Origin of the sequence: Streptomyces minutiscleroticus, assembly GCF_014650875.1 — a bacterium.
Lineage (GTDB): Bacteria > Actinomycetota > Actinomycetes > Streptomycetales > Streptomycetaceae > Streptomyces > Streptomyces minutiscleroticus.
Genome location: NZ_BMVU01000019.1, coordinates 1 through 24,758, shown reverse-complemented (window position 1 = coordinate 24,758; position 24,758 = coordinate 1). Strand labels below are relative to the sequence as shown.

The window sequence follows — 24,758 nt, the reverse complement described above, 5'->3', positions numbered from 1 at the left end:
CGCCATCGCGTCACGCATCACCGTTCTCGACGCGTCACGCACCACCGTTTTCAAGGGGGACCCCAGTGACCACTCCGCCGCCTCAGGCACCCCAGGGCCAGAACCCGTTCTCGCCTCAGGGGCAGAACCCCTACGCCGCGCAGCAGCCCGGCCAGCCGGGCGTGCCGCCTCAGGCGGGCCAGCCGGGCATCCCGAGCCAGCCCGGCGCGCCGACGCAGCCGTACCCGCCGTTCCAGCAGGGTGGTCCCGGCGCGCCGGTTCCGCCGCCGGCGCCGGGGCGGCGCGTGAGCAAGAAGGTGCTGCGCGTCGTCGGGTTCATCGTCATCGCCATCGTGATCGCCCTCGGCAAGTGGTACCTCGGCCAGAGCGACGCGGAGACCACCGCGGTCGGCAGCTGCATGCACAACGAGGGAACGCAGGTCAGCCCCGATCTGAAGACGGTCGACTGCTCCTCGGGCGACGCCGAGTACAAGGTCGTCGAGAAGTTCGAGAACACCAGCGACGACAGCAAGTGCGAGTCCGTCAAGGACGCCACGATCGCCTACTACCAGACGGGCAACAACCACGATGTGGTGCTCTGCCTGAAGGAAGTCTGATCGACGGAAGGCCCACAGCGGAGAGGCCGGTGTTTCACGTGAAACACCGGCCTCTCCGCTGCCGCGCCCCGCATCACTGAGGGGGTCATGTTTCACGTGAAACATGACCCCCTGGTGGCGCATAAGGCGGTCAGTTCTGCTCTGCCCACCACTCCTTGAGCGCGGACACCGCCTCGTCGTACTCCATCGGGCCGTTCTCCAGGCGCAGCTCCAACAGATGCTTGTACGCCTTGCCGACGGCCGGCCCCGGAGCAACGCCGAGGATCTCCATGATCTGGTTGCCGTCGAGATCGGGGCGGATCGCGTCGAGCTCCTCCTGCTCCTGGAGCTGGGCGATCCGATCCTCCAGCCCGTCGTACGCGTGGGAGAGCGCGGCGGCCTTGCGCTTGTTCCGCGTCGTGCAGTCCGAACGGGTCAGCTTGTGCAGACGCGTCAGGAGGGGGCCGGCGTCGCGCACGTAGCGGCGCACCGCGGAGTCCGTCCATTCGCCCGTGCCGTACCCGTGGAAGCGCAGATGGAGCTCGACCAGTCGCGAGACGTCCTTCACCAGGTCGTTGGAGTACTTCAGCGCCGTCATCCGCTTCTTGGTCATCTTCGCGCCCACCACCTCGTGGTGGTGGAAGGAGACCCGTCCGTCCTTCTCGAAGCGGCGCGTGCGCGGTTTGCCGATGTCGTGCAGCAGGGCCGCCAGCCGAAGGGTGAGGTCGGGGCCGTCCTCCTCCAGCGCGATCGCCTGCTCCAGCACGATCAGCGTGTGGTCGTAGACGTCCTTGTGCCGGTGGTGCTCGTCGCGTTCCAGGCGCAGCGCCGGCAGCTCCGGCAGGACGTACTCGGCGAGGCCGCTCTCGACGAGCAGCGTCAGCCCCTCGCGGGGGTGGGCGGAGAGGATCAGCTTGTTCAGCTCGTCCCGCACCCGCTCCGCCGAGACGATCTCGATGCGCCCGGCCATCTCCGCCATCGCGGCGCGGACCTCGGGGGCCACCTCGAAGTCGAGCTGCGCGGCGAAACGCGCGGCCCTCATCATCCGCAGCGGGTCGTCGGAGAAGGACGCCTCCGGGGTGCCGGGGGTGCGCAGCACGCGCGCCGCCAGGTCGTCCAGCCCGCCGTGCGGGTCGACGAACTCCTTCTCCGGCAGGGCCACCGCCATCGCGTTCACAGTGAAGTCACGGCGTACGAGGTCCTCCTCGATGGAGTCGCCGTAGGAGACCTCGGGCTTGCGCGAGGTCCGGTCGTACGCCTCGGAGCGGTACGTCGTCACCTCGATCTGGAAGCGCTGGACCGTGTCGCCGACGCGGGCCTCCTTCTGGGCCCCGACGGTGCCGAAGGCGATCCCGACCTCCCACACGGCGTCCGCCCAGGGCCGCACGATCTTCAGTACGTCCTCGGGGCGGGCGTCGGTCGTGAAGTCCAGGTCGTTGCCGAGCCGGCCCAGCAGCGCGTCCCGGACCGAGCCGCCGACCAGGGCGAGGGAGAATCCCGCGTCCTGGAAACGACGGGCGAGGTCGTCGGCTACGGGGGACACCCGCAGCAGTTCGCTCACCGCGCGGCGCTGCACCTGGCTCAGTGCACTGGGATTGTCTTCGTTGGCGTTCGGCACAACAGAAGAGGGTACGTGGCCGGGCCGACCGCCCGCGCCCGCATTCCCGGCCGGGGCGCCTCCCTCAATACGTGTATATACAGGACACCTCACCGGGCCCGAAGATCTTGTGGAGTGGTCCGCGGCACTTCGCCCCCGCGGGCATCGTTACCATGCGTGGACGCACATTCCGACGACCACTGACGACGAGGGACGGGCGAGCGCGTGGCCGAGGCGGCAGACTTCCAGGGGATGAGTCCCTCACCTGGCCGCCGCTGGCTGCGGCGCACCGGAGCGCTGCTCGCGGGCGCCCCCCTGCTGGCCGGTCTGCTGCAGCTGCCCGCCGCCCCGTCCGCACCGGCCGCGGAGCGGACCGCCGCGGCCGACGCCGTGGGCTCGAGCACGGTGGACGTCTCGCTGGACTCGTTCAGCCCCGCCGCCCCCACGGACGGCGACACGCTCACGATCAGCGGCACCGTCACCAACAAGAGCAAGCAGTCGGTCACCGACGCCCACGTGGGGCTGCGGGTCGGACCGGCGCTGGACAGCCGCACGGCGGTCGACGCGGCAGCGAAGGACACGCCGTACGGCCAGCGGGCCGAGGGCACGGAGGTCGGGTCCAAGTACGCCGCGGACTTCTCCGAGCTGGAGCCGGGCGTCCCGCAGACCTTCAGCATCTCCGTTCCGGTCGACAAGCTCGGCCTCGGCGGCGACGGCGTCTACCAGCTCGGCCTCGCCCTGACCGGCCGGACCTCCGCCCAGCCCTACGACCAGGTGCTCGGCATCGAGCGGACGTTCCTGCCGTGGCAGCCGGAGGCGGCGGGCACCAGGACCCGGACGACGTACCTGTGGCCCCTGATCTCCTCCTCCCACCTGACGGCGGAGACCGGTCCGAACGAGCAGCAGACCCCCACCTTCCAGGACGACGACCTGGCCAAGGAGATCTCCCCGGGCGGCCGCCTGGACCAGATGCTCACGCTCGGCAAGGACCTCGACGTCACCTGGGTCGTCGACCCGGACCTGCTGGCGTCCGTGGCGGCGATGACCAGCGGCTACAAGGTCAAGGGCGAGGGCGGGACCACGACGGCGGGCAAGAACCAGGCGGTCGCCAAGAGCTGGCTCGGCGAACTGGAGAAAGCGGTGCAGGACGAGGAGGTCGTCGCCCTCCCCTTCGCCGATCCGGACCTCGCCTCGCTGGCCCACAACGGCAAGAACGTCACCGGCTCGCTCAGCCACCTCAAGGACGCCACGGAGGTCGCCGCCACCACCGTGTCCTCCATCCTCCACGTGGACCCCAGCACGGACTACGCCTGGCCGGCGAACGGCGCCGTCGACCCGTCGATCGTCAAGGTGGCCACCTCCGCCGGCGCGCACACGGTCATCGCCCGCAGCGACAGCCTCCAGGAGACCGGCGGCCTGTCCTACACGCCCAGCGCGGCCCGCCCCATCGGCGGCGGCACCACAGCGGTGGTCGCGGACGCCCGGCTGTCGACGGCGTTCCAGGGCGACATGTCGGTGGCCGGCTCCTCCACCCTCGCCGTGCAGGAGTTCCTCGCGCAGAGCCTGGCAACCCACCTGCAGGACCCGGAGCGGCAGCGCAGCATCGTCGTCGCCCCGCAGCGGATGCCGACCGCGAGCCAGGCCCAGACGATGGCGCAGGCGCTGTCCGCGCTCCAGGACGGGAACTGGTCGGAGTCGGCGGACCTGTCCGCGGCCACCAAGGCCGAGCCTGACGCGGCCGCCACGACCAGGGTCCCGTCCGCCAAGGCGTACCCCTCCTCGCTGCGCAAGCAGGAGCTTCCGCAGTCGGCGTTCGAGCAGATCCAGACCACGCAGGAGACCCTGGACAACTTCAAGGTGATCCTGTCGAACGACTCGCGTGTGGTCACCCCGTTCGGGCGGGCCATAGAGCGGGGCGTGTCCACCTCCTGGCGCGGCCGGACCGCCGAGGCGCAGACCTTCCGCGGCGACGTGCAGTCCTACCTGGAGAGCCTCACCGGGCAGGTCGGGCTGATCCCGAAGTCCGACGCGAAGCTGTCGGGCCGCAGCGCCACGATCCCCGTGACGGTGCAGAACAACCTCGTCCAGGGCGTCGACCGCCTGGTGCTGCGCCTGACGTCGGCCAAGCCCGCACGTCTCAAGATCAGTGATGGCCCCTACGCCGAGCGTCCGGTGACGGTCTCGGGCGGTCACAGCCAGTCGGTGAAGTTCACCACCAACGCCAACGCCAACGGCCCGGTCAGAGTGGTCGCCCAGCTCTATACGGAGGACGGCCAGGCCTACGGGTCACCCGTCGTCTTCGAGGTCGACGTCACCGAGATCACCGCCACGGTGATGCTGGTCATCGCCGGCGGCGTGCTGCTCCTCGTGCTCGCCGGATTCCGGATGTACACGCAGCGCAAGCGCGCGGCGGCCCGACAGGCAGCGGAGGACGAGCAGGCCGCGGAGGACGAGCGGTCCGAGGGGGAGAACGGGGACGTCCGGCGGGACGGGACCTCCGACGACACCGCCGGCGGGGAGCGGCAGCCCGACACGGAGTCCGCCGCCGACGCCGATGGCGAGCGGCAGGCCGACGCGGAGTCCGCGGCCGAGGTCCCCGAGCACCCGAGTGACCCGGCTCCGGACACCGCACCCGAAAGCACCACCCCGTCCGGCACGGGTGAGAGAGTGGACCGTTGAGCGATGTCGTGGCCGGTGGGCCCGGGGACGATGAGGTGGGGTAACCATGAACGCGCCGTACGACGGTGATCGCGGCCGGGGCCCGGGGGGCTCCGGCCGGCCCGACGGCCCTCCGTCCGGGCCGCCCGAGCCCGGCCAGGTGCCACCGCAGCACGCCCAGGACGCGTACTTCCAGGACACCTACGACCAGGAGCCCTACGGGGCGCAGCAGGACCTCTCCGTCCAGGACCCGGTGGCCGAGGCGCTCTACGACCGCGCCTCGCACCCTCCGCCGCCCCAGGGCGCGTACCAGCCCCAGCAGCCGCTCTACGCCCAGCCGTCCCAGTCGCCGTACGCCCCCGACCCGCGGGTCTGGGCCCAGACCCCGCCGCCCGAGCCGGACGGTCCGTCCCGTCGTCTGCCGTACGGCGACGACGCCCGGACGACCCAGTTCGTGGGCGTCGACGACCTCGTCACGCAGGCCGGTGAGGAACGCCACGAGCCGGACGCGTTCGCCTACCTCTTCCGCGACCAGCAGCAGGGCGGCCAGTCACCGGAGTCCCCGTCGGTGCCCGGTCCCTCGGCCGCCCCGGCCGCCGGCTACGAGCCGACCGCGGGCTACGAGTCCGCGGGGTACGAGCCGGCCACGGGATACGAGCCGACGCAGCAGGGGACCGGGCCGACGACGACCGCGAGTCCTCCCCCCGCTGCCGCTGCCGCTCCCGCGCCCGCGCCGAAGAAGGGCGGGAAGGCCGCCGGCCTGCTGAAGTCGAGCGCCGTGATGGCGGCGGGCACGATGGTCTCCCGCCTCACCGGCTTCGTCCGCTCCGCGCTGATCGTCGCGGCACTGGGCACGGCCCTGCTCGGCGACACCTTCCAGGTGGCGTACCAGCTGCCGACGATGATCTACATCCTGACCGTCGGCGGCGGCCTCAACTCCGTCTTCGTGCCGCAGCTCGTGCGCGCGATGAAGGACGACGAGGACGGCGGCGAGGCCTTCGCCAACCGTCTGCTGACCCTGGTCATGGTGGCGCTCGGCGTACTCACGGCGCTCGGCATGCTCGCCGCGCCGCTCCTGGTCCGCGCGCTGTCGAACCCCGTGGCCAGCGAGCCGGACGCCTTCGAGGTCGGCGTCACCTTCACCCGCTACTTCCTGCCCACGATCTTCTTCATGGGCATCCACGTGGTGATGGGACAGATTCTGAACGTCCGCGGGAAGTTCGGCGCGATGATGTGGACGCCGGTCCTCAACAACGTCGTGATCATCGTGACCCTCGGCATGTTCCTCTGGGTCTACGGCACCGCGGCCGACTCGCACATGACCTTCGAGACGATCCCGCCGGAGGGCCAGCGGCTCCTCGGCGTCGGCGTCCTCCTCGGCCTCGTCGTGCAAGCCCTCGCAATGATCCCGTACCTGCGGGAGACCGGATTCCGGCTGCGGCTGCGCTTCGACTGGAAGGGCCACGGCCTGGGCAAGGCCATGACGCTCGCCAAGTGGACGGTCCTGTTCGTCCTCGCCAACCAGGCGGGCGCCATCGTCGTCACCCAGCTCGCCACCGCGGCGGTCGCGAGCACCGACATCCCCGGCACCGGCTTCAGCGCCTACGCCAACGCCCAGCTCATCTGGGGCCTGCCCCAGGCGATCATCACGGTCTCACTGATGGCGGCCCTGCTGCCGCGGATCGCGCGCTCCGCCGCCGAGAACGACGGCGGTGCCGTCCGCGACGACATCTCGCAGGGCCTGCGCACCACCGCCGTGGCGATCGTGCCGGTCGCGTTCGGCTTCGTCGCCCTCGGCGTCCCGATGTGCACGCTGATGTTCGGGGGTTCCGGCACCGGCGCGGCGACGAACATGGGCTACATGCTGATGGCCTTCGGCCTCGGTCTGATCCCGTACTCCGTGCAGTACGTCGTGCTGCGTGCCTTCTACGCCTACGAGGACACCCGCACGCCCTTCTACAACACGGTGATCGTGGCCGCCGTCAACGCCGCCGCCTCCGCCGTGTGCTTCATCGTGCTTCCCGCGCGCTGGGCCGTGGTCGGCATGGCCGCCTCCTACGGCCTCGCGTACGCGATCGGCGTGGGGGTCGCGTGGCGCCGGCTGCGCAAGCGGCTCGGCGGCGACCTGGACGGCTCGCGTGTGCTGCGGACCTACGCCCGCCTCGCCATCGCCTCGCTGCCCGCGGCGCTGCTCGGCGGCGCGGCCTGCTACGGGATCTCGCAGGCGCTCGGACAGGGCGTGCTCGGCTCGCTGGCGGCGCTCGTCGGCGGCGGCGTCGTCCTGTTCGGCGTCTTCTTCGTGGCGGCGCGGAAGATGCGCATCGAGGAACTGAACGGAATGGTCGGCATGGTCCGCGGGCGTCTCGGGCGCTGACGCGGGGGTAGGCGCACAACCATCGTCCGCCCCCGCGTGTCGTGCTTAGCGGCGGACTGTGGGCACAATTGGCTTGGCGTCGGACAGCGTGCAACGGATGGGGAGGCAGGGACGACGGTGGCGGAACGGAGCACGGCTGCCGTCGACGTGGCAGACAACAGCGGTGACAAGCCGCTGACCGCGAAGGCGGACCAGTCCACGGCCGACGGGGTGGCCCAGAAGCGGGAGCAGGGCGCGGACAGCGCGACGAGCGAGAAGCCCCGGGCGGGGGACGGGGGTGCGGTCCACGGCAGGACCTCGCCTCCCGATCTGCACAGCGGTCACAAGCTCGCCAGGCGCTACCGGCTCGAGGAGTGCGTCACCCGTCTGGACGGGTTCAGCAGCTGGCGTGCGGTGGACGAGAAGCTCCGCCGCGCCGTCGGCGTGCACCTGCTGCCGGCCGACCACCCCCGGGCCCGCTCCGTCCTCGCGGCCGCCCGCTCCGCCGCCCTGCTCGGCGACCCCCGCTTCGTCCAGGTCCTCGACGCGGTCGAGGAGAACGACCTCGTCTACGTGGTGCACGAGTGGCTCCCCGACGCCACGGAGCTGACGACGCTGCTCGCGTCCGGCCCGCTGGAGCCCTACGACGCCTACCAGATGGTCACCCAGGTCTCCCAGGCCATGGCCGCGGCACACCGCGAGGGGCTGTCCCATCTGCGCCTGACCCCGGGCGCGGTCCTGCGTACGCTCACGGGCCAGTGGCGCATCCGCGGCCTGGCCGTGAACGCCGCGCTGCGCGGCATCACCTCCGACACCCCGCAGCGCACGGACACGGAGGCGATCGGCGCGCTGCTGTACGCCGCCCTCACCCAGCGCTGGCCGTACGAGGACGACGCCTACGGCCTGTCCGGGCTCCCCAAGGACCTCGGCCTCATCCCGCCCGACCAGGTGCGCGCCGGGGTCCACCGCGGCCTGTCCGAGCTCGCGATGCGCGCGCTCGCCAACGACGGCGCGACGGCCTCCCGCCAGGAGTCGCCGTGCACGACGCCGGACGAGCTGGTCAAGGCGATCTCCGAGATGCCGCGCATCCGCCCGCCGGAGCCGACGTTCACCGCGCCCCCGGAGTACCAGCGCACGACGTACCAGCAGGGCACGTACGGTCGCCAGTCGGCGCACCCCGGCGAGACGCAGCCGGTGGCACCCATGCCGCCCCCGCTGCAGAGCCGTACCGGCAAGGCCCTGAAGTGGGCCGTGTCCGCGCTGCTGATCGCGGCGCTGGGCCTCGGCAGCTGGCAGCTCGCCGACGCTCTCATGGACCACGGGAAGTCGTCGGACGACACGAACAAGACGCAGACGACGGACACCGACGACAAGGGCGACGGGAACACCAGGCCGGCCAGACCGCTCACCATCCAGAGCGCCCAGGAGTACGTGGCCGAGGGGTCGGCCCAGGCCGCCGACGACGTGGCGAGCACGTACGACAACGACACCTCCACGTACTGGCGCACCAAGAGCTACAACGACGGTCCGAAACTGGCTCCGTACAAGTCCGGCGTCGGTATCGTCTACGACCTCGGTTCGGCCAAGGACGTCTCGGCCGCGTCAATAGGGCTTCGGTACTCCGGGGACCACACCACGGTGCACCTCTACGCCACCGACTCGCTGTCCCCCTCGACCTCCGTCAACGGCATGACGGAGATCGGGTCCGCGACGACGACCGGTACCAGTGTGGACATCAAGGCCAAGAAGTCGGTGAAGACGCGGTTCGTCCTGTTGTGGGTCACCGATGTGCCGTACGCGCCGACCGACGGTTACAGCGGCGCCGGATACAAGCAGGGCATCACGAACGTGAAACTCACGGGCTGACGCACTCACCAGGGGGGAGGTCCGGTGACGGAAGGCGCCGGTTACCAGGAGACCAGCGATCAGGACCTCCTCGCCCGTCATGTCGGCGGGGACCCGGACGCCTTCGGCGAGCTCGTGCGGCGCCATCGTGACCGGCTGTGGGCGGTGGCGCTGCGGACACTGGGGGATCGTGAGGAGGCGGCCGACGCCGTGCAGGACGCGTTCGTCTCCGCCTACCGGGCCGCCCACACCTTCCGGGGCCAGTCGGCCGTCACCACCTGGCTGCACCGCATCACGGTGAACGCCTGCCTGGACCGCGCCCGCAAGGCCGCCTCCCGGAGGACCTCCCCCGTCGACGACGCGGAGCGGCTGGAGCAGCTGCTGGAGCCGCACGAGGCGGCGTCCGAGCCCGCCGAGCGCAACGACCTGCACCGCGAACTGCTGGAGGCGCTGGGCACCCTGCCACCGGACCAGCGGGCGGCCCTCGTGCTCGTCGACATGCAGGGCTATCCCGTGGCGGAGGCCGCCCGCCTGCTGGACGTGCCGAGCGGCACCGTCAAGAGCCGGTGCGCACGCGGCAGAGCCAGGCTCCTGCCGCTGCTCACCCATCTGCGGGTCGACGGCGGGAGCGGCGACGCGGGCAAGAAGCCGAGCCGGGGAGGGAACCGCCCACAGCAGACATCCGTCCCACCCGCAGCGGGACCACGGACTGCGGGACCGAGTGATTCAGCTGCTGTGAAGGGCGGAGGTGGGCGAGCGTGACATCCATGACCGACGAGGCCGGGCACCCGGAGGTCTCCGAGCTCTCCGACCTCACCGAAGGTCTGCTCACGCCGTCCCGTACCGCGGACGTACGACAGCATCTGAACGGCTGCGATCTCTGCGCCGACGTGTATGCCTCCCTGGAGGAGATCCGGGGCCTGCTCGGCACGCTGCCCGGGCCGGTCCGCATGCCCACGGACGTCGCCGAACGCATCGACGCCGCACTCGCGGCAGAGGCGCTCCTCGACGCCACCGCACCCGGTGCCCGGAACGCACCGGCTCCCGTCACGGCATCGTCCACCTCCACCGCTTCGTCGGACGAGGACGGACGCGTGGACGTGGCTGGTGTCGCAAGGAGCGCCGAAGAGGAAGAGACAGGCGTTGGCACCGACGCCGGTACACATGTTTCACGTGAAACATCGCCCCCGAGCAACCGTCCCGACGGGCACCCCCGCGCAGCCACCGGCCCCGGCCGACCGACGCGCACGCGTCGCGTACGTCGCAGGACGGCCGCGTTGGGGGCCGCTCTCACCGCGGCTGCCCTCGGCCTCGGCGGACTGCTCGTGCAGGCGCTGGGCGGCGACGAGCCACCCAGTACGTCCCCCAAGCTGAGCACCTCCGCCGATGACTTCTCCGGTGAGGCGGTGGAGGGGCGGGTGGCCGAACTTCTCGCCCAGAACCAGAGCGGCGACTCCTCCTTCGGGGTGGAATCGGCACCGAGCACCCGGTCCACGAGCCGCAGCCCGGGCACGCTGAAGCAGCCCGGCGTCCAGGTGCCCGACTGTGTCCAGAAGGGGACCGGGAGGGCCGAGGTGCCGCTCGCCGCCGAAGAGGGCACCTACGACGGAACCGACGCCTATCTGGTGGTGCTTCCCGACAGGACGGACACCGAGCGCGTGACGGCGTACGTCGTCGACTCCTCCTGTGTGAAACAGGATCCGTCTTCCCCGGGCGAGGTTCTGCTGACGCGCTCCTACGCTCTCCAGTCCTGAACGACGACGTGTCGCCCGTACCCCCTGCGGTACCCGTGTCGTGGGGTACGTCCGTGCGCCCGGACACGGCGGGAATGCGCGCCCCTTAGGATCCGTTGGGTGGGGTGAGAGTTCCGAAAGCAGCTCCCACCGGCCGTATGTAGCAGTCCCGCAGAGACGAGGAATCAAGCCGTGAGCGACGTCCGTAACGTGATCATCATCGGCTCCGGGCCCGCCGGCTACACAGCGGCGCTCTACACCGCGCGCGCGTCGTTGAAGCCGCTGGTGTTCGAGGGCGCCGTCACCGCCGGTGGTGCGCTGATGAACACCACCGAGGTGGAGAACTTCCCGGGCTTCCAGGACGGCATCATGGGTCCCGAGCTCATGGACAACATGCGTGCCCAGGCCGAGCGCTTCGGCGCCGAGCTGGTCCCGGACGACGTGGTCTCGGTCGACCTCACCGGTGAGATCAAGACCGTCACGGACACCGCCGGCACGGTGCACAAGGCCAAGGCCGTCATCGTCACGACCGGGTCCCAGCACCGCAAGCTGGGTCTCCCCAAGGAGGACGCCCTCTCCGGACGCGGCGTCTCCTGGTGCGCGACCTGTGACGGGTTCTTCTTCAAGGACCAGGACATCGCCGTGATCGGCGGTGGCGACACCGCGATGGAGGAGGCTACGTTCCTCTCGCGCTTCGCCAAGTCCGTGACGATCGTCCACCGCCGGGACACCCTGCGCGCCTCCAAGGCGATGCAGGAGCGCGCCTTCGCCGACCCGAAGATCAAGTTCGTCTGGGACAGCGAGGTCGCCGAGATCCACGGCGACCAGAAGCTCTCCCATCTGACGCTGCGCAACCTGAAGAGCGGCGAGACCTCCGAGCTGCCGGTGACGGGTCTGTTCATCGCGATCGGGCACGACCCGCGCACCGAGCTCTTCAAGGGACAGCTGGACCTGGACGACGAGGGTTACCTCAAGGTCCAGGCGCCGTCCACCCGCACGAACATCACCGGTGTCTTCGGTGCCGGTGACGTCGTCGACCACACCTACCGCCAGGCGATCACCGCGGCCGGCACCGGTTGCTCCGCCGCTCTCGACGCCGAGCGTTACCTCGCCGCCCTCGCCGACACCGAGGAGCAGGCCGAGCCCGAGAAGACCACTGTCTGATCTCACCCATCCGCCCCACCGCACCACCGAGTGAAGGAGCCCGCCGTGGCCGGCACCCTGAAGAATGTGACCGACGCGTCCTGGGATGAGGACGTTCTCAAGAGCGACAAGCCCGTCCTGGTGGACTTCTGGGCCGCCTGGTGCGGTCCGTGCCGCCAGATCGCGCCGTCCCTGGAGGCGATCGCCGCCGAGTACGGCGACAAGATCGAGATCGTGAAGCTGAACATCGACGAGAACCCGGCCACGGCCGCCAAGTACGGCGTCATGTCCATCCCGACCCTGAACGTCTACCAGGGCGGCGAGGTCGCCAAGACCATCGTCGGCGCGAAGCCGAAGGCCGCGATCGTGCGCGACCTCGCGGACTTCATCTCCGAGTAAGCGTGCTCGCGGCGGTACCGCCGCGAGCGATGTTTCACGTGAAACACGAATGGGCCAACCCGGAGGGGTCGGCCCATTCGTCGTTCTCGGACCGAGTGATCTCGTCCGCTGCCTCGCGACTCACACGGAGCCGGGAAGGACGGCCGGGACGCTGGTGCCGCGACCGGAAAGGTTCACCGGCTCACGGCGTCCGGCACGACACTAGAGCGGCCGGAGGGCCGGCTCCTTCTGCACCGCTCCCAGCAGACGGTCGAGCGCCATCTCGACGTCCTCCTTCCAGGAGAGCGTCGTCCGAAGCTCCAGCCTCAGCCGCGGATACGCGGGATGGGGCCGGACCGTCTTGAACCCCACCGCCAGCAGATGCTCGGCGGGCAGCACACAGGCCGGCTCCTCGTACCGGGCGTCGCCGAAGGCCTCGATGGCCTTGAACCCCCGCCGCAGCAGATCCTTGGCGACCGTCTGCACCATCACGCGCCCGAGCCCTTGGCCCTGGTACCCCGGCATGATGAAGGCGGTCATCAGCTGGACGGCGTCCGGCGACACAGGGCTCGTGGGAAAGGCGGTGGAACGCGGAACGTACGCGGGTGGCGCGTAGAGCACGAACCCCACCGGTGCGTCGTCCACGTACACGACACGCCCGCAGGAGCCCCACTCCAGCAGGACGGCGGAGATCCACGCCTCCTTCTCCAGCTCGGGTGTGCCTGCCTTTACCGCTGCCTCACCGCTGACCGGATCCAGCTCCCAGAAGACACAGGCACGACAGCGCTTGGGGATGTCCGGAAGATTGTCCAGCGTGAGGGGTACGAGCCGACGCCCCATGAAGGCAGTTCCTCGCTTTCATCGCCCGCGACGTCACGGGCGGCTGTCAGAGCGCTCCGTTACCTCAGCAGGCTGCCGACGAACCCGCCGACCGCGCCCAGTCCGAGGCCGGCGCCCACCAGTCCGGTGCGGCTCATCGTTCGCACGGCCGTGCCTCCCCGGAGAAAGTGCCGACAGGCGGATGCGCCCCACCCGAACGCATCGTATCCACGATGCGATTCCATCGATACCGCCAGAAAGCAAAGAGCGAGCCGTGTTCCGGTACACAACGGACACGGCCCGCTCCGACGGCGGCCGACGGTTCCCTGCCCGCCGGCCACTCGGGTCAGTCCTGGGGCTCCTCGGTGTCCTCGGCATCATCCACGAGGCTCTTCTGCAGAACCGGGCCCTCGTCCGGCGCCAGCGTGCTCAGGATCCGCTCGAGGTCCTCCATGGAGGCGAACTCGACCGTGATCTTCCCCTTCTTCTGGCCGAGGTCGACCTTCACCCGCGTCTCGAAACGGTCCGAGAGCCGGGTGGCCAGGTCGCTCAGCGCCGGAGAGACCCGCGTGCCGGCACGCGGCCCCTTGGCCCGCGCCTTCGACTTCGGCCCCGACCCCATAAGGGTCACGATCTCCTCGACGGTACGCACCGACAGCCCCTCGGCCACGATGCGCTGAGCCAGCTGGTTCTGTTCCTCCAGGTCCTCGACGGGGAGCAGTGCCCTCGCGTGACCGGCCGACAGCACACCGGCGGCGACCCGGCTCTGCACCGCGGGCGGGAGCTTCAGCAGCCGCAGCGTGTTGGAGACCTGCGGACGGGAGCGACCGATACGGTCCGCGAGCTGGTCCTGCGTGCACTTGAAGTCCTTGAGCAGCTGGTCGTAGGCGGCGGCCTCCTCCAGCGGGTTCAGCTGTGCACGGTGCAGGTTCTCCAGGAGCGCGTCCAGGAGGAGTTTCTCGTCCTCCGTGGCCCGCACGATCGCCGGAATGGTTTCGAGCCCCGCCTCGCGGCAGGCACGCCAGCGCCGTTCACCCATGATCAGCTCATAGCGGTCCGGACTCACCTGCCGTACGACGACGGGCTGCAGGAGTCCCACCTCCTTGATGGAGGTGACGAGCTCGGCGAGCGCGTCCTCGTCGAAGACGTCGCGCGGCTGGCGCGGGTTCGGCGTGATGGAGTCCAAGGGCAGCTCGGCGAAGTGTGTACCCAGGGGTTGATCGGTCGGCGTCTCCTCTGCAGCCGCCGACGCCTGCTCCTCCGTTTCCCGTGAAACGGACGCGAGGTTCGCCAGCTTGGCCGCCGCAACCCCACGCTCCGGGGCGAGGACGGGAACAGAGGTGGGCGACGCGGACGCACCACCGGACGCATTGACCGTCGGCTTCTCCGCTGCCGGGGCTGCGGTCGGAATCAGCGCTCCGAGACCGCGGCCCAACCCCCTCGGTCGGTTACTCACTGGATCCCCTCCACCATGCTCTGTTCGTTGACCGCGCCCGCGTGGGCGTTCTGTGCGTCGTAGTGGATGCCGACTCCGCGCAGAGCGATCTCTCGCGCCGCCTCCAGATAGGAGAGAGCACCACTCGATCCCGGATCGTAGGTCAGGACCGTCTGGCCGTAGCTCGGCGCTTCGGAGATACGGACCGAGCGGGGAATGCTGGTCCGCAGCACCTCCTCGCCGAAGTGGCTGCGCACCTCGTCCGCCACCTGGGACGCCAGACGGGTCCGTCCGTCGTACATGGTGAGCAGGATCGTCGAGACGTGCAGGGTCTGGTTGAGGTGGCCCCGGACCAGGTCGACGTTCCGCAGCAGCTGGCCCAGCCCCTCCAGTGCGTAGTACTCGCACTGGATCGGGATGAGGACCTCCGCGCCGGCGACCAGCGCGTTGACCGTCAGCAGACCCAGGGACGGCGGGCAGTCGATGAGGATGTAGTCCAGAGGCTGCTCGTAGGCCTGGATGGCGCGCTGCAGCCGACTCTCACGTGCCACCAGTGACACGAGTTCGATCTCCGCGCCGGCAAGGTCGATCGTGGCCGGCGCGCAGAAGAGACCCTCGACGTCGGGTACCGGCTGAACGACGTCGGACAGCGGCCTGCTGTCGACGAGGACGTCGTAGATGGACGGCACTTCGGCGTGGTGGTCGATGCCGAGCGCGGTGGAAGCGTTGCCCTGGGGGTCGAGGTCGATCACCAGAACCCGTCCGCCGTGCAACGCCAGCGAAGCGGCGAGATTGACCGTGGTCGTGGTCTTGCCCACTCCGCCCTTCTGGTTGGCCACCACGATCACACGGGTCTGCTCGGGTCGTGGCAGGCCCTCGCCGGCGCGTCCCAGAGCCTCCACCGCCACTTGGGCAGCACGACCGATGGGGGCGTCGTCCATCGGAGGCGGTGTTTCACGTGAAACATCCGCCCCCAGCGACTCGGTACGGGGACCGGGGACCGGATCGGTCATCGGTCCCGCGATGTTGGCGTCGGACCGCAAGGATTCACTCTCCTCGACTTCAGGCTCGCAATGAACAGAGCCTGCCATGTCTTCGGGGTCATGAACCAGCGAGGCCCGTTGTTCTGTGGAGAAATCCTCCTCTGTGGACAACTCCGTGACCCCGGCGGGGGGTGCTGCGCTGCCCGAGCGAGGCTTCTTACCGGCGGACCCGAGAGATCCGAGGGGCCTCAGAGGATTCCGCTCGCGAGGTTCGGCCACGGTCCGGCCACGGTTGATGATGCCGTGCAGCAGTGAGCGACGTTTCACGTGAAACACGATGCACAGCCCCGGCGACCGTGCCCCCGCGACACTCCGTCGTGCGTAGGTTTGGCAGCTTGTGTGGAGTACGGCTCGTCGTCAGGACGGATCAGTCATGACGACTGGCCGCACTCCCACGGCTCACCGGCGACGGCCGGCTCATCGACGACGGCGGGCCCGCCCCGTCCGTGCCGCCTTGGCACGCTTGGCCGCGAAGCGGACGCCACCGGGGCTCTCGCCGACCTCGACGCGCACCACGGTGGACAGCGGGTCGACCACGCCCTCACCGACTTGCAGGACGGAGGTCTCCACGGCCCCGAGCTTGCTCAGCGCCGCCCCCGCGTTCTTGACCTCCTCCTCCGCGGTGTCGCCCTTGAGCAGCAGCATCTCGCCGTACGGACGCAGCAGCGGAACGCCCCAGGCCGCCAGTCGGTCGAGGGGCGCCACGGCCCGGGCCGTGACCACGTGGACCGGGGGCAACTTGCCCAGGACCTCCTCGGCGCGTCCGCGCACGACGGTGACGTGGTCGAGCCCGAGGAGCTCGACGACCTCGGTGAGGAAGTTCGTGCGCCGCAGCAGGGGCTCCAGCAGCGTGATCTTCAGGTCCGGGCGGACCAGGGCCAGCGGGATGCCGGGCAGTCCGGCACCGGAGCCCACGTCGCACACGGTGACGTTCTCGGGCACCACCTCGGAGAGCACCGCGCAGTTCAGCAGGTGCCGCTCCCACAGGCGGGGCACTTCGCGGGGGCCGATCAGCCCGCGCTGCACTCCCGCGTCCGCCAGCAGTTCCGCGTACCGCACCGCGTCCGCAAAGCGTTCACCGAATACCGCCCTGGCCTGCTCTGGCGCAGGGGGAAGCTCCGCTGCCTCCGTCACGGGGTCCGTCCTTCCGTACCGCAATGGCGCACTGGGCGCTGACTGCCCAGGCTGACAAAAGTCGGCCCCGCCTGCGAACAGACGGGGCCGGAAGAGCGATGGGGTGGCTTCAGGAGGGAAGCACGACGACGAAGCGCTGCGGCTCCTCGCCCTCGGACTCGCTGCGCAGGCCCGCGGTCTTGACCGCGTCGTGCACCACCTTGCGCTCGAACGGCGTCATCGGCTTCAGCTTCACCGGCTCGCCCGAGCTCTTGACCTCGGCCGCCGCCTTGGCACCCAGCTCGGACAGCTCTTCGCGCTTGCGGGCGCGGTAGCCGCCGATGTCGAGCATCAGCCGGCTGCGGTCACCGGTCTCGCGGTGCACGGCCAGGCGCGTGAGCTCCTGGAGCGCCTCCAGCACTTCGCCGTCGCGTCCGACCAGCTTCTGCAGGTCGCGGCTGCCCGTGTCGCTGATGATGGAGACAGCGGCGCGGTCCGCCTCGACGTCCATGTCGATGTCGCCGTCGAGATCGGCGATGTCCAGCAGACCCTCGAGGTAGTCCGCAGCGATCTCACCCTCCTGCTCGAGGCGGGTCAGGGTGTCGCCACCCTCGGTGGCGGCGGAGGTGGTGCCTTCCGTCACGGGATGGACTCCTTCTTACTTCTTGGACGGGGACTTGGGCCGCTGCGGGCCCTTGCGCTGTCCGGACTGGGCTTTGCTACGGGTGCCGGTACCGGGCTTGCCGCCGGCCGGCTTGGCGGCAGGCTTGGCGTTCCCCGCCTCGTCGGTCTTGCTCAGCGACGTCGAACCGCTCACCGGCTCGGACTCGCCCGCGGCCTTGGGGCCGCCGGACTGGCGCTGGGCCTTGGTCTGCCGCTTGGGCTGCTGGCGCCTGGAGGCGCCGGCGGTCGTCGGCGCGCCGTCCTCGGCCACGGCCACGGCCTCGTTCTCGCTCTTCGCCACGGTGCCGTCGGCGTGGGCGGCCAGACCGGCCTTGGAGAGGGCGTTGATGAACTTGCGCTCGTACTCGTTGCGGTCGCGGCCCTTGGCGACGATCGCCTTGACGACACCGCGCTGGCCGCGGCTGCGGACCTTGCCGCTGTCGATCACGTGCTTCTGCAGACGCTCCAGGTAGGCGGCCTGGGCCTTGGAACCCGGGGTCGGGTTGTTGCGGATGACGTACATCTGCTGGCCCATGGTCCACACGTTGGTGGTCAGCCAGTAGACGAGGACACCGACCGGGAAGTTGATGCCGAAGACGGCGAACATGATCGGGAAGACGTACATCAGCATCTTCTGCTGCTGCATGAACGGCGTCTTCACGGTGGTGTCGACGTTCTTGGTCATCAGCTGGCGCTGCGTGAAGAACTGCGACGCCGACATCAGGATGATCATGACGGCGGTGACGACCCGGACGTCGGTCAGCGAGGCGCCGAGCGAGGAGACCTTGTCCGCGCTGTCCGTGAACTTCGCGGCCAGCGGGGCGCCGATGATGTGGGCCTTCTGGGCGCTCTCCAGGAGCCGTTCGTCGATGACGCCGATGGTCTTGTTCGACGCGATGCCGTTGAGCACGTGGTACAGCGCGAAGAAGAACGGCGACTGCGCCAGGATGGGAAGGCACGAGGAGAGCGGGTTGGTGCCCGACTCCTTGTACAGCTTCATCATCTCTTCGGACTGGCGCTGCTTGTCGTTCTTGTAGCGCTCCTGGATCTTCTTCATCTCGGGCTGCAGCGTCTGCATCGCCCGGGTGGCCTTGATCTGCTTCACGAAGAGCGGGATCAGGCAGATCCGGATCAAAATCACCAGAGACACGATCGACAGGCCCCAGGCCCAGCCCGTGTCGTCGCCGAAGATGGCTCCGTACAACGAGTGGAACTGGACGATGACCCAGGAGACGGGTGTCGTGATGAAGCTGAAGAGACTGGCAATCGTGTCCACTAATCAAGCTCCTTGAGCATGGGACGGGGTCTCGGCGGCCGGGGCCGAGGGAGTGGTGCCCTCGGGGGCCGCTCCGGCGGCGGAGGTCCCGCCCTTGCGTGCGCGCCAGGCGCCTCGCAGCATTTCGTGCCACCGGGGACGCTTGCGGGGTGGAACGTGATCCACACCGCCCAGCGACCACGGATTGCATCGCAGGATGCGCCAGGCCGTGAGTGCCGTTCCCTTGATCGCACCGTGTCGGTCGATGGCCTGGTACCCGTAGTGCGAGCACGACGGGTAGTACTTGCACACCGGCCCGAGCAGCGGGCTGATGGTCCACTGGTAGAGCTTGATCAGCGCCAGCAGCGGGTACTTCATCGCGCGCCCCCTCCCGGCAGCCGCTGCAGTGCGGCGTCCAGGTCTCGGGCCAGTTGTGCGGAGTCGGCGTCACCCGCACCGGGCAACGCTCGTACGACTACCAGGCTACCGGGGGCCAGCAGGCCCACTCGATCGCGCATCAGATGGCGAAGCCTGCGCTTCACCTTGTTCCGTACGACCGCGCCGCCCACTGCCTTGCTCACGACGAAACCCGCACGCGGCGGGGAAGGGGTCTCCCCGGGCGCGTGCGGGTCCGTTGCACCGCTACGAAAGTGGACGACGAGAAGCGGGCGTCCGGCCCGGCGTCCTCGGCGTACCGCGGTCGCGAAATCCTCGCGCCGCCTCAGCCGATTCTCGGAAGGCAGCACGTCATGACCTGTACTGAGATCAGGCGGACAGGCGGGCGCGACCCTTGCTGCGGCGGGACGCGAGAATCGCGCGGCCGGCACGGGTGCGCATCCGCAGCCGGAAGCCGTGGGTCTTCGCGCGACGACGGTTGTTCGGCTGGAAGGTGCGCTTGCTCACTCGGGGGCTCCAGAAATGATGAGGTGGTTGGCGGGGTGTCGCCTGGCTGTCACCGTGCGCCCACGAGTAGCTCGCATTACGCCCGAGTGCACCGCTTCCCGATCACTGTTCGTGATCTATGCCCATCGGAGGCAGGCGGCAGCAGCCATCGACAACTCGACCTGGTTACGGTACGCGCGGCCGCGCCATCCGGTCAAACCGGCGCTGTCCGAGGGACACTGTCCACAGGCTGGGGACAACAACTTGAACCGCACGGGTCGCGCTGACTACCGTGGCCGAACTCCGATTCGTTCCCTTCTCACCGCCCCAGCGGTTTTGTTCCCCAGCCCCACCCGACCGAGATACCGACCCGTCCCGAGAACCACACGTTCGTGGGACCCCGTGAGAGAGCGTGCCCTGTGGCTGACGTACCTGCCGATCTTGCCGCAGTGTGGCCACGCGTGCTGGAGCAACTCCTCGGCGAGGGCCGCGGGCAGGGTGTGGAGGCCAAGGACGAGCACTGGATCCGGCGCTGCCAGCCCCTGGCACTGGTGGCGGACACCGCCCTGCTCGCCGTGCCGAACGAGTTCGCGAAGGGCGTACTGGAGGGCCGCCTCGCGCCGGTCGTCAGCGAGACGCTGAGCCGCGAGTGCGGCCGCCCGATCCGCATCGCGATCACCGTCGACGACTCCGCCGGGGAGCCCCCGGCCCCGCCGTCGCCGCCCGCCCCGCCCCAGCCGCGCTACGAGGAGCCCGAGCTGCCCTCGGACCGCGGCCGCGACGCGTACGAGGGCTACGGGCGCCACCGGGCCGACGACCGTCCGCCGGCCCACGCCGACCAGCACCACGCGGACCCGCTGCCGACCGTCCGCCCCGCCTACCCGGAGTACCAGCGTCCCGAGGACTACCAGCGCCACGAGCCGGGCGCCTGGCCGCGTCCCGCGCAGGACGACTACGGCTGGCAGCAGCAGCGGCTGGGCTTCCCGGAGCGGGACCCCTACGCCGGTCCGGCTCAGGACTACCGCCCGCAGTCGATGGAGCGCCCGCCGTACGAACAGCAGCGCCAGGAGTACGAGCCGCAGCGCTCCGAGTACGACCAGCGGTCCGAGGACTACCAGCGCCACGACCGACGCGAGCTTCCTGAGCACCCGGCGCCGTCGGGTTCGGGACACGTGCACCGCGGCGGTCCCGTCGGCTCCGCGCTGCCCGCGTCCAGCGGCGCCCCCGGCCCGCTGGCGGCCCAGCCGGCGCCCGCCACGGGCCCCGGCGAGCCGACGGCGCGCCTGAACCCGAAGTACCTCTTCGACACGTTCGTCATCGGTGCCTCCAACCGCTTCGCGCACGCGGCCGCGGTGGCCGTGGCCGAGGCACCGGCGAAGGCGTACAACCCCCTGTTCATCTACGGGGAGTCCGGGCTCGGCAAGACCCACCTGCTGCACGCGATCGGGCACTACGCGCGCAGCCTGTACCCGGGCACGCGGGTGCGGTACGTGAGCTCCGAGGAGTTCACCAACGAGTTCATCAACTCCATCCGCGACGGCAAGGGCGACAGCTTCCGCAAGCGGTACCGGGAGATGGACATCCTGCTGGTCGACGACATCCAGTTCCTGGCGGACAAGGAGTCGACGCAGGAGGAGTTCTTCCACACGTTCAACACGCTCCACAACGCCAACAAGCAGATCGTGCTCTCCAGCGACCGGCCGCCCAAGCAGCTGGTCACCCTGGAGGACCGGCTGCGCAACCGCTTCGAGTGGGGCCTGATCACCGACGTCCAGCCGCCCGAGCTGGAGACGCGCATCGCGATCCTGCGCAAGAAGGCGGTGCAGGAGCAGCTCAACGCGCCGCCGGAGGTCCTGGAGTTCATCGCCTCGCGGATCTCGCGCAACATCCGCGAGCTGGAGGGCGCGCTGATCCGGGTGACGGCGTTCGCCTCGCTCAACCGGCAGCCGGTGGACCTCGGCCTCACCGAGATCGTCCTCAAGGACCTGATCCCGGGCGGCGAGGACTCCGCGCCCGAGATCACCGCGACGGCGATCATGGCGGCGACCGCCGACTACTTCGGTCTCACGGTGGACGACCTGTGCGGTTCGTCGCGCAGCCGGGTGCTGGTGACCGCGCGGCAGATCGCGATGTACCTGTGCCGCGAGCTCACGGACCTGTCGCTGCCGAAGATCGGGGCACAGTTCGGCGGCCGCGACCACACGACCGTCATGCACGCCGACCGCAAGATCCGTGCGCTGATGGCCGAGCGGCGGTCCATCTACAACCAGGTCACCGAGCTCACGAACCGGATCAAGAACGGCTGACGGCGTCGCGGCGGCCGCCGCCGTGACGCGGGCGAGGGCGCCCGGGACTCGGATCCCGCGGGCGCCCTCGGGTTTTTCCCGTCCACAGGGCCGGTTCTGTGGACGGGTGGCCGGGGGGACGCCCGGCGCCGGGGCGCCGACGTCCTGAACAGGCTGTGGATACGCCGTCCCGCCATAAGAACGCTCTGAACAGGCTGTGGACGTCCGTCCGAGGGCGCGCGGCGCTCCCTGGGGACGGTTCCTCATCCGGTCCTCATCCGGTCCTCATCGCTCCTCGTCGGTCCTTGTCACGAGAAGCACGAGACCCGACGGGCAGCCCGCGCACGCATCCGCCGCGGCCGTGCGGGAGCCGGTGCCGCCGTCCGTCGAGCCGCGGTCCGTGCGCGGCGCCCGTGCGGCCCGTGCACGGCGCCCGGGAACGTCGTACCGCGCGTGTCCGGCCGCCGCCGGCCCGCGCGTCTCCTCTCCGCACCGCCCCGCAGCCGGGCCGGTCGCCTTCCGAAGCCGAGCCGACAGCCGCCCGAAACCGAGCCGACAGCCGCCCGGAGACGGACCCGATCGCCTTCCGGGAGTCGTCTCCGTGCCGTGAATCGGCGCCTCCGCGCGGCCTCACGGCACTCAGTGCCACCTCCGGCACGCGCTCCGGGACCCGTGTCGCGACCGCCGCTGTTCGAATACGTCGGGAGGACACGGCCGTCCTCCACAGATTGCGGTACTTTCTCGCGTCCACATCCTGGGGACTGCGGAGTTGTCCCGATCTTGTCCACAGGCGGCGCGCACGGCAGCTCATCAGCCCAGTTCAGGTGCCTGTGGATGCGTGGACGAACGATCTCCACAGGCTGTGGACAAAACAAGGGCCCACAGAGGGGCCGTGTCGTTGTCCACCGGCGACCCACAGGCTGTGGGCGATTGTCCCCAGCGATCGGCGACTTCTCCACACCGCTGTCCACTGTTCGGCAAGAAGAGCGTGCTCCTCACTCAGCAGAGTGAAAGGCGTCACACCAAGGTGTCGGGTTGGGCTGTGGGGAACGTGGGTAAACCTGGGGACAGCGCTGGGGAGAAGTGCCCCGACTCTGTGCATCGGGTGTGCAGAACTTTTCCCCGTCCACAGCGCAGCCCGGTTGTCCACCGCTGCCGCCCACAAGGCCAGTGGACAAAAAACCGGCCCTCACCTGCTCATTCGCGGTTATCCACGGTATCCACAGCCCCTACTACTACTCCCGACTAGAGAGAGCTGAGAATTCGTTTGGAAGCGGGGCCTGTGCACAACTCGCGGTCCGGGGCTCCGGTGCCGCCCGGCGCGACTTGACCCCGAGAGGCACCGACTGTCAGTGCGGTGCGTCAGACTGGTCCCCGGCGTCCTCCCCGTCACAGCACGGGCGGCGCCGAATCCAGACGACGAGAACCCAGCGGGCGAGAGCAGCCGGCAACAGCAGGAGGCGGGCTTACGGTGAAGATCCGGGTGGAACGCGACGTACTCGCGGAGGCAGTGGCCTGGGCGGCGCGCAGCCTCCCGGCACGCCCGCCGGCGCCTGTGCTCGCCGGCCTTCTGCTGAAGGCGGAGGAAGGGGCCCTGCGCCTCTCCAGCTTCGACTACGAGGTCTCGGCCCAGGTCTCCGTGGAGGCCGAGATCGAGGAGGAGGGGACGGTCCTCGTCTCCGGCCGCCTGCTGGCCGACATCTGCCGCGCCCTGCCCAACCGGCCGGTGGAGATCTCCACAGACGGTGTACGGGCGACCGTGGTCTGCGGCTCCTCGCGCTTCACGCTCCACACACTGCCTGTGGAGGAGTACCCGGCCCTGCCGCAGATGCCGTCGGCGACCGGCACGGTCCCCGGTGACGTCTTCGCCGCCGCCGCCTCCCAGGTGGCCATCGCCGCCGGCCGCGACGACACGCTGCCGGTCCTCACCGGTGTGCGCATCGAGATCGAGGGCGACACGGTCACGCTGGCGTCCACCGACCGCTACCGCTTCGCGGTCCGCGAGTTCCTGTGGAAGCCGGAGAACCCGGAGGCGTCCGCGGTCGCCCTGGTGCCCGCAAAGACCCTCCTGGACACCGCCAAGGCGCTGACCAGCGGTGACAGCGTGACCCTGGCGCTGTCCGGCTCGGGCGCGGGCGAGGGCCTGATCGGTTTCGAGGGCGCGGGCCGCCGGACGACCACGCGTCTGCTGGAGGGCGACCTCCCGAAGTACCGCACGCTCTTCCCGACCGAGTTCAACTCCGTCGCCGTGATCGAGACCGCCCCCTTCGTGGAGGCCGTCAAGCGCGTGGCCCTGGTCGCCGAGCGGAACACCCCGGTGCGTCTGAGCTTCGAGCAGGGCGTGCTGATCCTGGAGGCCGGTTCCAGCGACGACGCACAGGCTGTGGAGAGGGTCGACGCCCAGCTGGAGGGCGACGACATCTCGATCGCCTTCAACCCGACGTTCCTCCTGGACGGCCTGAGCGCGATCGACTCCCCGGTGGCGCAGCTGTCCTTCACGACGTCCACCAAGCCGGCGCTGCTGAGCGGCAAGCCCGCCGTGGACGCCGAGGCGGACGAGGCGTACAAGTACCTGATCATGCCGGTGCGGCTCAGCGGCTGACGAAAGTCCGCAGGTGAGGGCGGAGCCGTATGAGCGGCTGAGCCCACATCTGTGAGCGGGGGCCCGGGTTTAGGCTCGGGCACGGGCACGCCGGTGCCCTCACGCCATGTCGCTAGTAAGGAACACCTGATGGAGCTCGGTCTCGTCGGCCTCGGCAAGATGGGCGGCAACATGCGCGAGCGCATTCGCCGCGCCGGCCACACCGTCATCGGATACGACCGCAACCCGGACCTCGCCGATGTCCACAGCCTGGAGGAGCTTGTGGGCAGTCTGCAGGCTCCTCGTGTGGTGTGGGTGATGGTCCCGGCGGGCGCGCCCACCCAGGCCACCATCGACGAGCTGGCCGGTCTGCTGGACGAGGGCGACGTGGTCGTGGACG

General features: G+C 69.9%; 21 protein-coding genes. 11 read left to right on the top strand and 10 right to left on the bottom strand.

Features of this window, described 5'->3' with window-relative positions; translation table 11 throughout:
• Window positions 1-65 precede the first annotated feature (65 nt).
• Window positions 66-596, top strand: coding sequence for an LppU/SCO3897 family protein (locus IE271_RS19575; RefSeq protein WP_190191651.1), 531 nt, complete (start codon window positions 66-68; stop codon window positions 594-596).
• Window positions 597-726: 130 nt separating this feature from the next.
• On the opposite strand, the gene IE271_RS19570 is transcribed toward IE271_RS19575, so the two are convergent.
• Window positions 727-2,193 carry a CCA tRNA nucleotidyltransferase gene (locus tag IE271_RS19570; RefSeq protein WP_190191650.1) on the bottom strand — a complete coding sequence of 489 codons (1,467 nt, stop codon included), beginning with the start codon at window positions 2,191-2,193 and terminating at the stop codon, window positions 727-729.
• 204 nt (window positions 2,194-2,397) lie between these two features.
• Between IE271_RS19570 and IE271_RS19565 the strand changes: the two genes are divergently transcribed.
• The 7 genes from IE271_RS19565 (at window position 2,398) to trxA (ending at window position 12,303) form a co-directional block, all read left to right on the top strand.
• Window positions 2,398-4,851 (top strand): DUF6049 family protein, encoded by a 2,454-nt coding sequence (locus IE271_RS19565; protein WP_190191649.1) that lies wholly within the window; start codon window positions 2,398-2,400, stop codon window positions 4,849-4,851.
• Window positions 4,852-4,897: 46 nt separating this feature from the next.
• The gene (murJ, locus tag IE271_RS19560; RefSeq protein WP_190191648.1) at window positions 4,898-7,204 is read left to right on the top strand and encodes a murein biosynthesis integral membrane protein MurJ; all 2,307 of its coding nucleotides are present in this window, start codon (window positions 4,898-4,900) and stop codon (window positions 7,202-7,204) included.
• A gap of 117 nt (window positions 7,205-7,321) precedes the next feature.
• On the top strand, window positions 7,322-9,049 hold the full coding sequence (locus IE271_RS19555; protein WP_190191647.1) for a protein kinase family protein: 1,728 nt from the start codon (window positions 7,322-7,324) through the stop codon (window positions 9,047-9,049).
• A 24-nt stretch (window positions 9,050-9,073) separates the two neighbouring features.
• A complete protein-coding gene (sigM, locus tag IE271_RS19550; RefSeq protein WP_190191646.1) occupies window positions 9,074-9,790 on the top strand; it encodes an RNA polymerase sigma factor SigM in 717 nt (238 codons plus the stop codon).
• On the top strand, window positions 9,787-10,782 hold the full coding sequence (locus IE271_RS19545) for an anti-sigma factor family protein (protein ID WP_190191645.1): 996 nt from the start codon (window positions 9,787-9,789) through the stop codon (window positions 10,780-10,782). The genes sigM and IE271_RS19545 overlap by 4 nt, the downstream gene beginning before the upstream one ends.
• 171 nt (window positions 10,783-10,953) lie before the next feature.
• Window positions 10,954-11,925 carry a thioredoxin-disulfide reductase gene (gene trxB / locus IE271_RS19540; protein ID WP_190191644.1) on the top strand — a complete coding sequence of 324 codons (972 nt, stop codon included), beginning with the start codon at window positions 10,954-10,956 and terminating at the stop codon, window positions 11,923-11,925.
• 45 nt (window positions 11,926-11,970) lie between these two features.
• Entirely contained in the window at window positions 11,971-12,303 is a 333-nt protein-coding gene (gene trxA / locus IE271_RS19535; protein WP_190191643.1) for a thioredoxin, read from the top strand.
• Window positions 12,304-12,504: 201 nt separating this feature from the next.
• Here the strand turns inward: trxA and IE271_RS19530 are convergent, their stop codons facing one another.
• From IE271_RS19530 to rpmH, 9 genes are all read right to left on the bottom strand, one after another.
• A complete protein-coding gene (locus IE271_RS19530; protein WP_190191642.1) occupies window positions 12,505-13,122 on the bottom strand; it encodes a GNAT family N-acetyltransferase in 618 nt (205 codons plus the stop codon).
• A gap of 325 nt (window positions 13,123-13,447) precedes the next feature.
• Window positions 13,448-14,557, bottom strand: a complete 1,110-nt coding sequence (locus tag IE271_RS19525; protein WP_190191641.1) for a ParB/RepB/Spo0J family partition protein — start codon at window positions 14,555-14,557, stop codon at window positions 13,448-13,450.
• Entirely contained in the window at window positions 14,554-15,627 is a 1,074-nt protein-coding gene (locus tag IE271_RS19520) for a ParA family protein (protein ID WP_190191738.1), read from the bottom strand. Before IE271_RS19520 ends, IE271_RS19525 begins: the two co-directional genes overlap by 4 nt.
• Window positions 15,628-15,996: 369 nt before the next feature.
• The gene (gene rsmG / locus IE271_RS19515; RefSeq protein WP_190191640.1) at window positions 15,997-16,713 is read right to left on the bottom strand and encodes a 16S rRNA (guanine(527)-N(7))-methyltransferase RsmG; all 717 of its coding nucleotides are present in this window, start codon (window positions 16,711-16,713) and stop codon (window positions 15,997-15,999) included.
• Window positions 16,714-16,822: 109 nt separating this feature from the next.
• Window positions 16,823-17,335, bottom strand: a complete 513-nt coding sequence (locus tag IE271_RS19510; protein WP_190191639.1) for a Jag family protein — start codon at window positions 17,333-17,335, stop codon at window positions 16,823-16,825.
• 15 nt (window positions 17,336-17,350) lie between these two features.
• Window positions 17,351-18,631: a membrane protein insertase YidC gene (gene yidC / locus IE271_RS19505; RefSeq protein ID WP_190191638.1), complete on the bottom strand. Its 1,281-nt coding sequence runs from the start codon at window positions 18,629-18,631 to the stop codon at window positions 17,351-17,353.
• 3 nt (window positions 18,632-18,634) lie between these two features.
• Window positions 18,635-18,988 carry a membrane protein insertion efficiency factor YidD gene (gene yidD / locus IE271_RS19500; protein ID WP_190191637.1) on the bottom strand — a complete coding sequence of 118 codons (354 nt, stop codon included), beginning with the start codon at window positions 18,986-18,988 and terminating at the stop codon, window positions 18,635-18,637.
• Window positions 18,985-19,356 (bottom strand): ribonuclease P protein component, encoded by a 372-nt coding sequence (gene rnpA, locus IE271_RS19495; protein ID WP_190191636.1) that lies wholly within the window; start codon window positions 19,354-19,356, stop codon window positions 18,985-18,987. Before rnpA ends, yidD begins: the two co-directional genes overlap by 4 nt.
• 19 nt (window positions 19,357-19,375) lie before the next feature.
• Window positions 19,376-19,513: a 50S ribosomal protein L34 gene (rpmH, locus tag IE271_RS19490; protein ID WP_003956500.1), complete on the bottom strand. Its 138-nt coding sequence runs from the start codon at window positions 19,511-19,513 to the stop codon at window positions 19,376-19,378.
• A gap of 398 nt (window positions 19,514-19,911) precedes the next feature.
• On the opposite strand from rpmH, the gene dnaA reads away from it, so the two are divergent.
• The 3 genes from dnaA to IE271_RS19475 all read left to right on the top strand — a co-directional run.
• Window positions 19,912-21,798, top strand: a complete 1,887-nt coding sequence (dnaA, locus tag IE271_RS19485; protein WP_190191635.1) for a chromosomal replication initiator protein DnaA — start codon at window positions 19,912-19,914, stop codon at window positions 21,796-21,798.
• A 1,450-nt stretch (window positions 21,799-23,248) separates the two neighbouring features.
• Window positions 23,249-24,379, top strand: a complete 1,131-nt coding sequence (gene dnaN / locus IE271_RS19480; protein WP_190191634.1) for a DNA polymerase III subunit beta — start codon at window positions 23,249-23,251, stop codon at window positions 24,377-24,379.
• 129 nt (window positions 24,380-24,508) lie between these two features.
• The coding region (locus tag IE271_RS19475) for an NAD(P)-binding domain-containing protein (protein ID WP_229919438.1) at window positions 24,509-24,758 on the top strand (250 nt) is incomplete at its 3' end.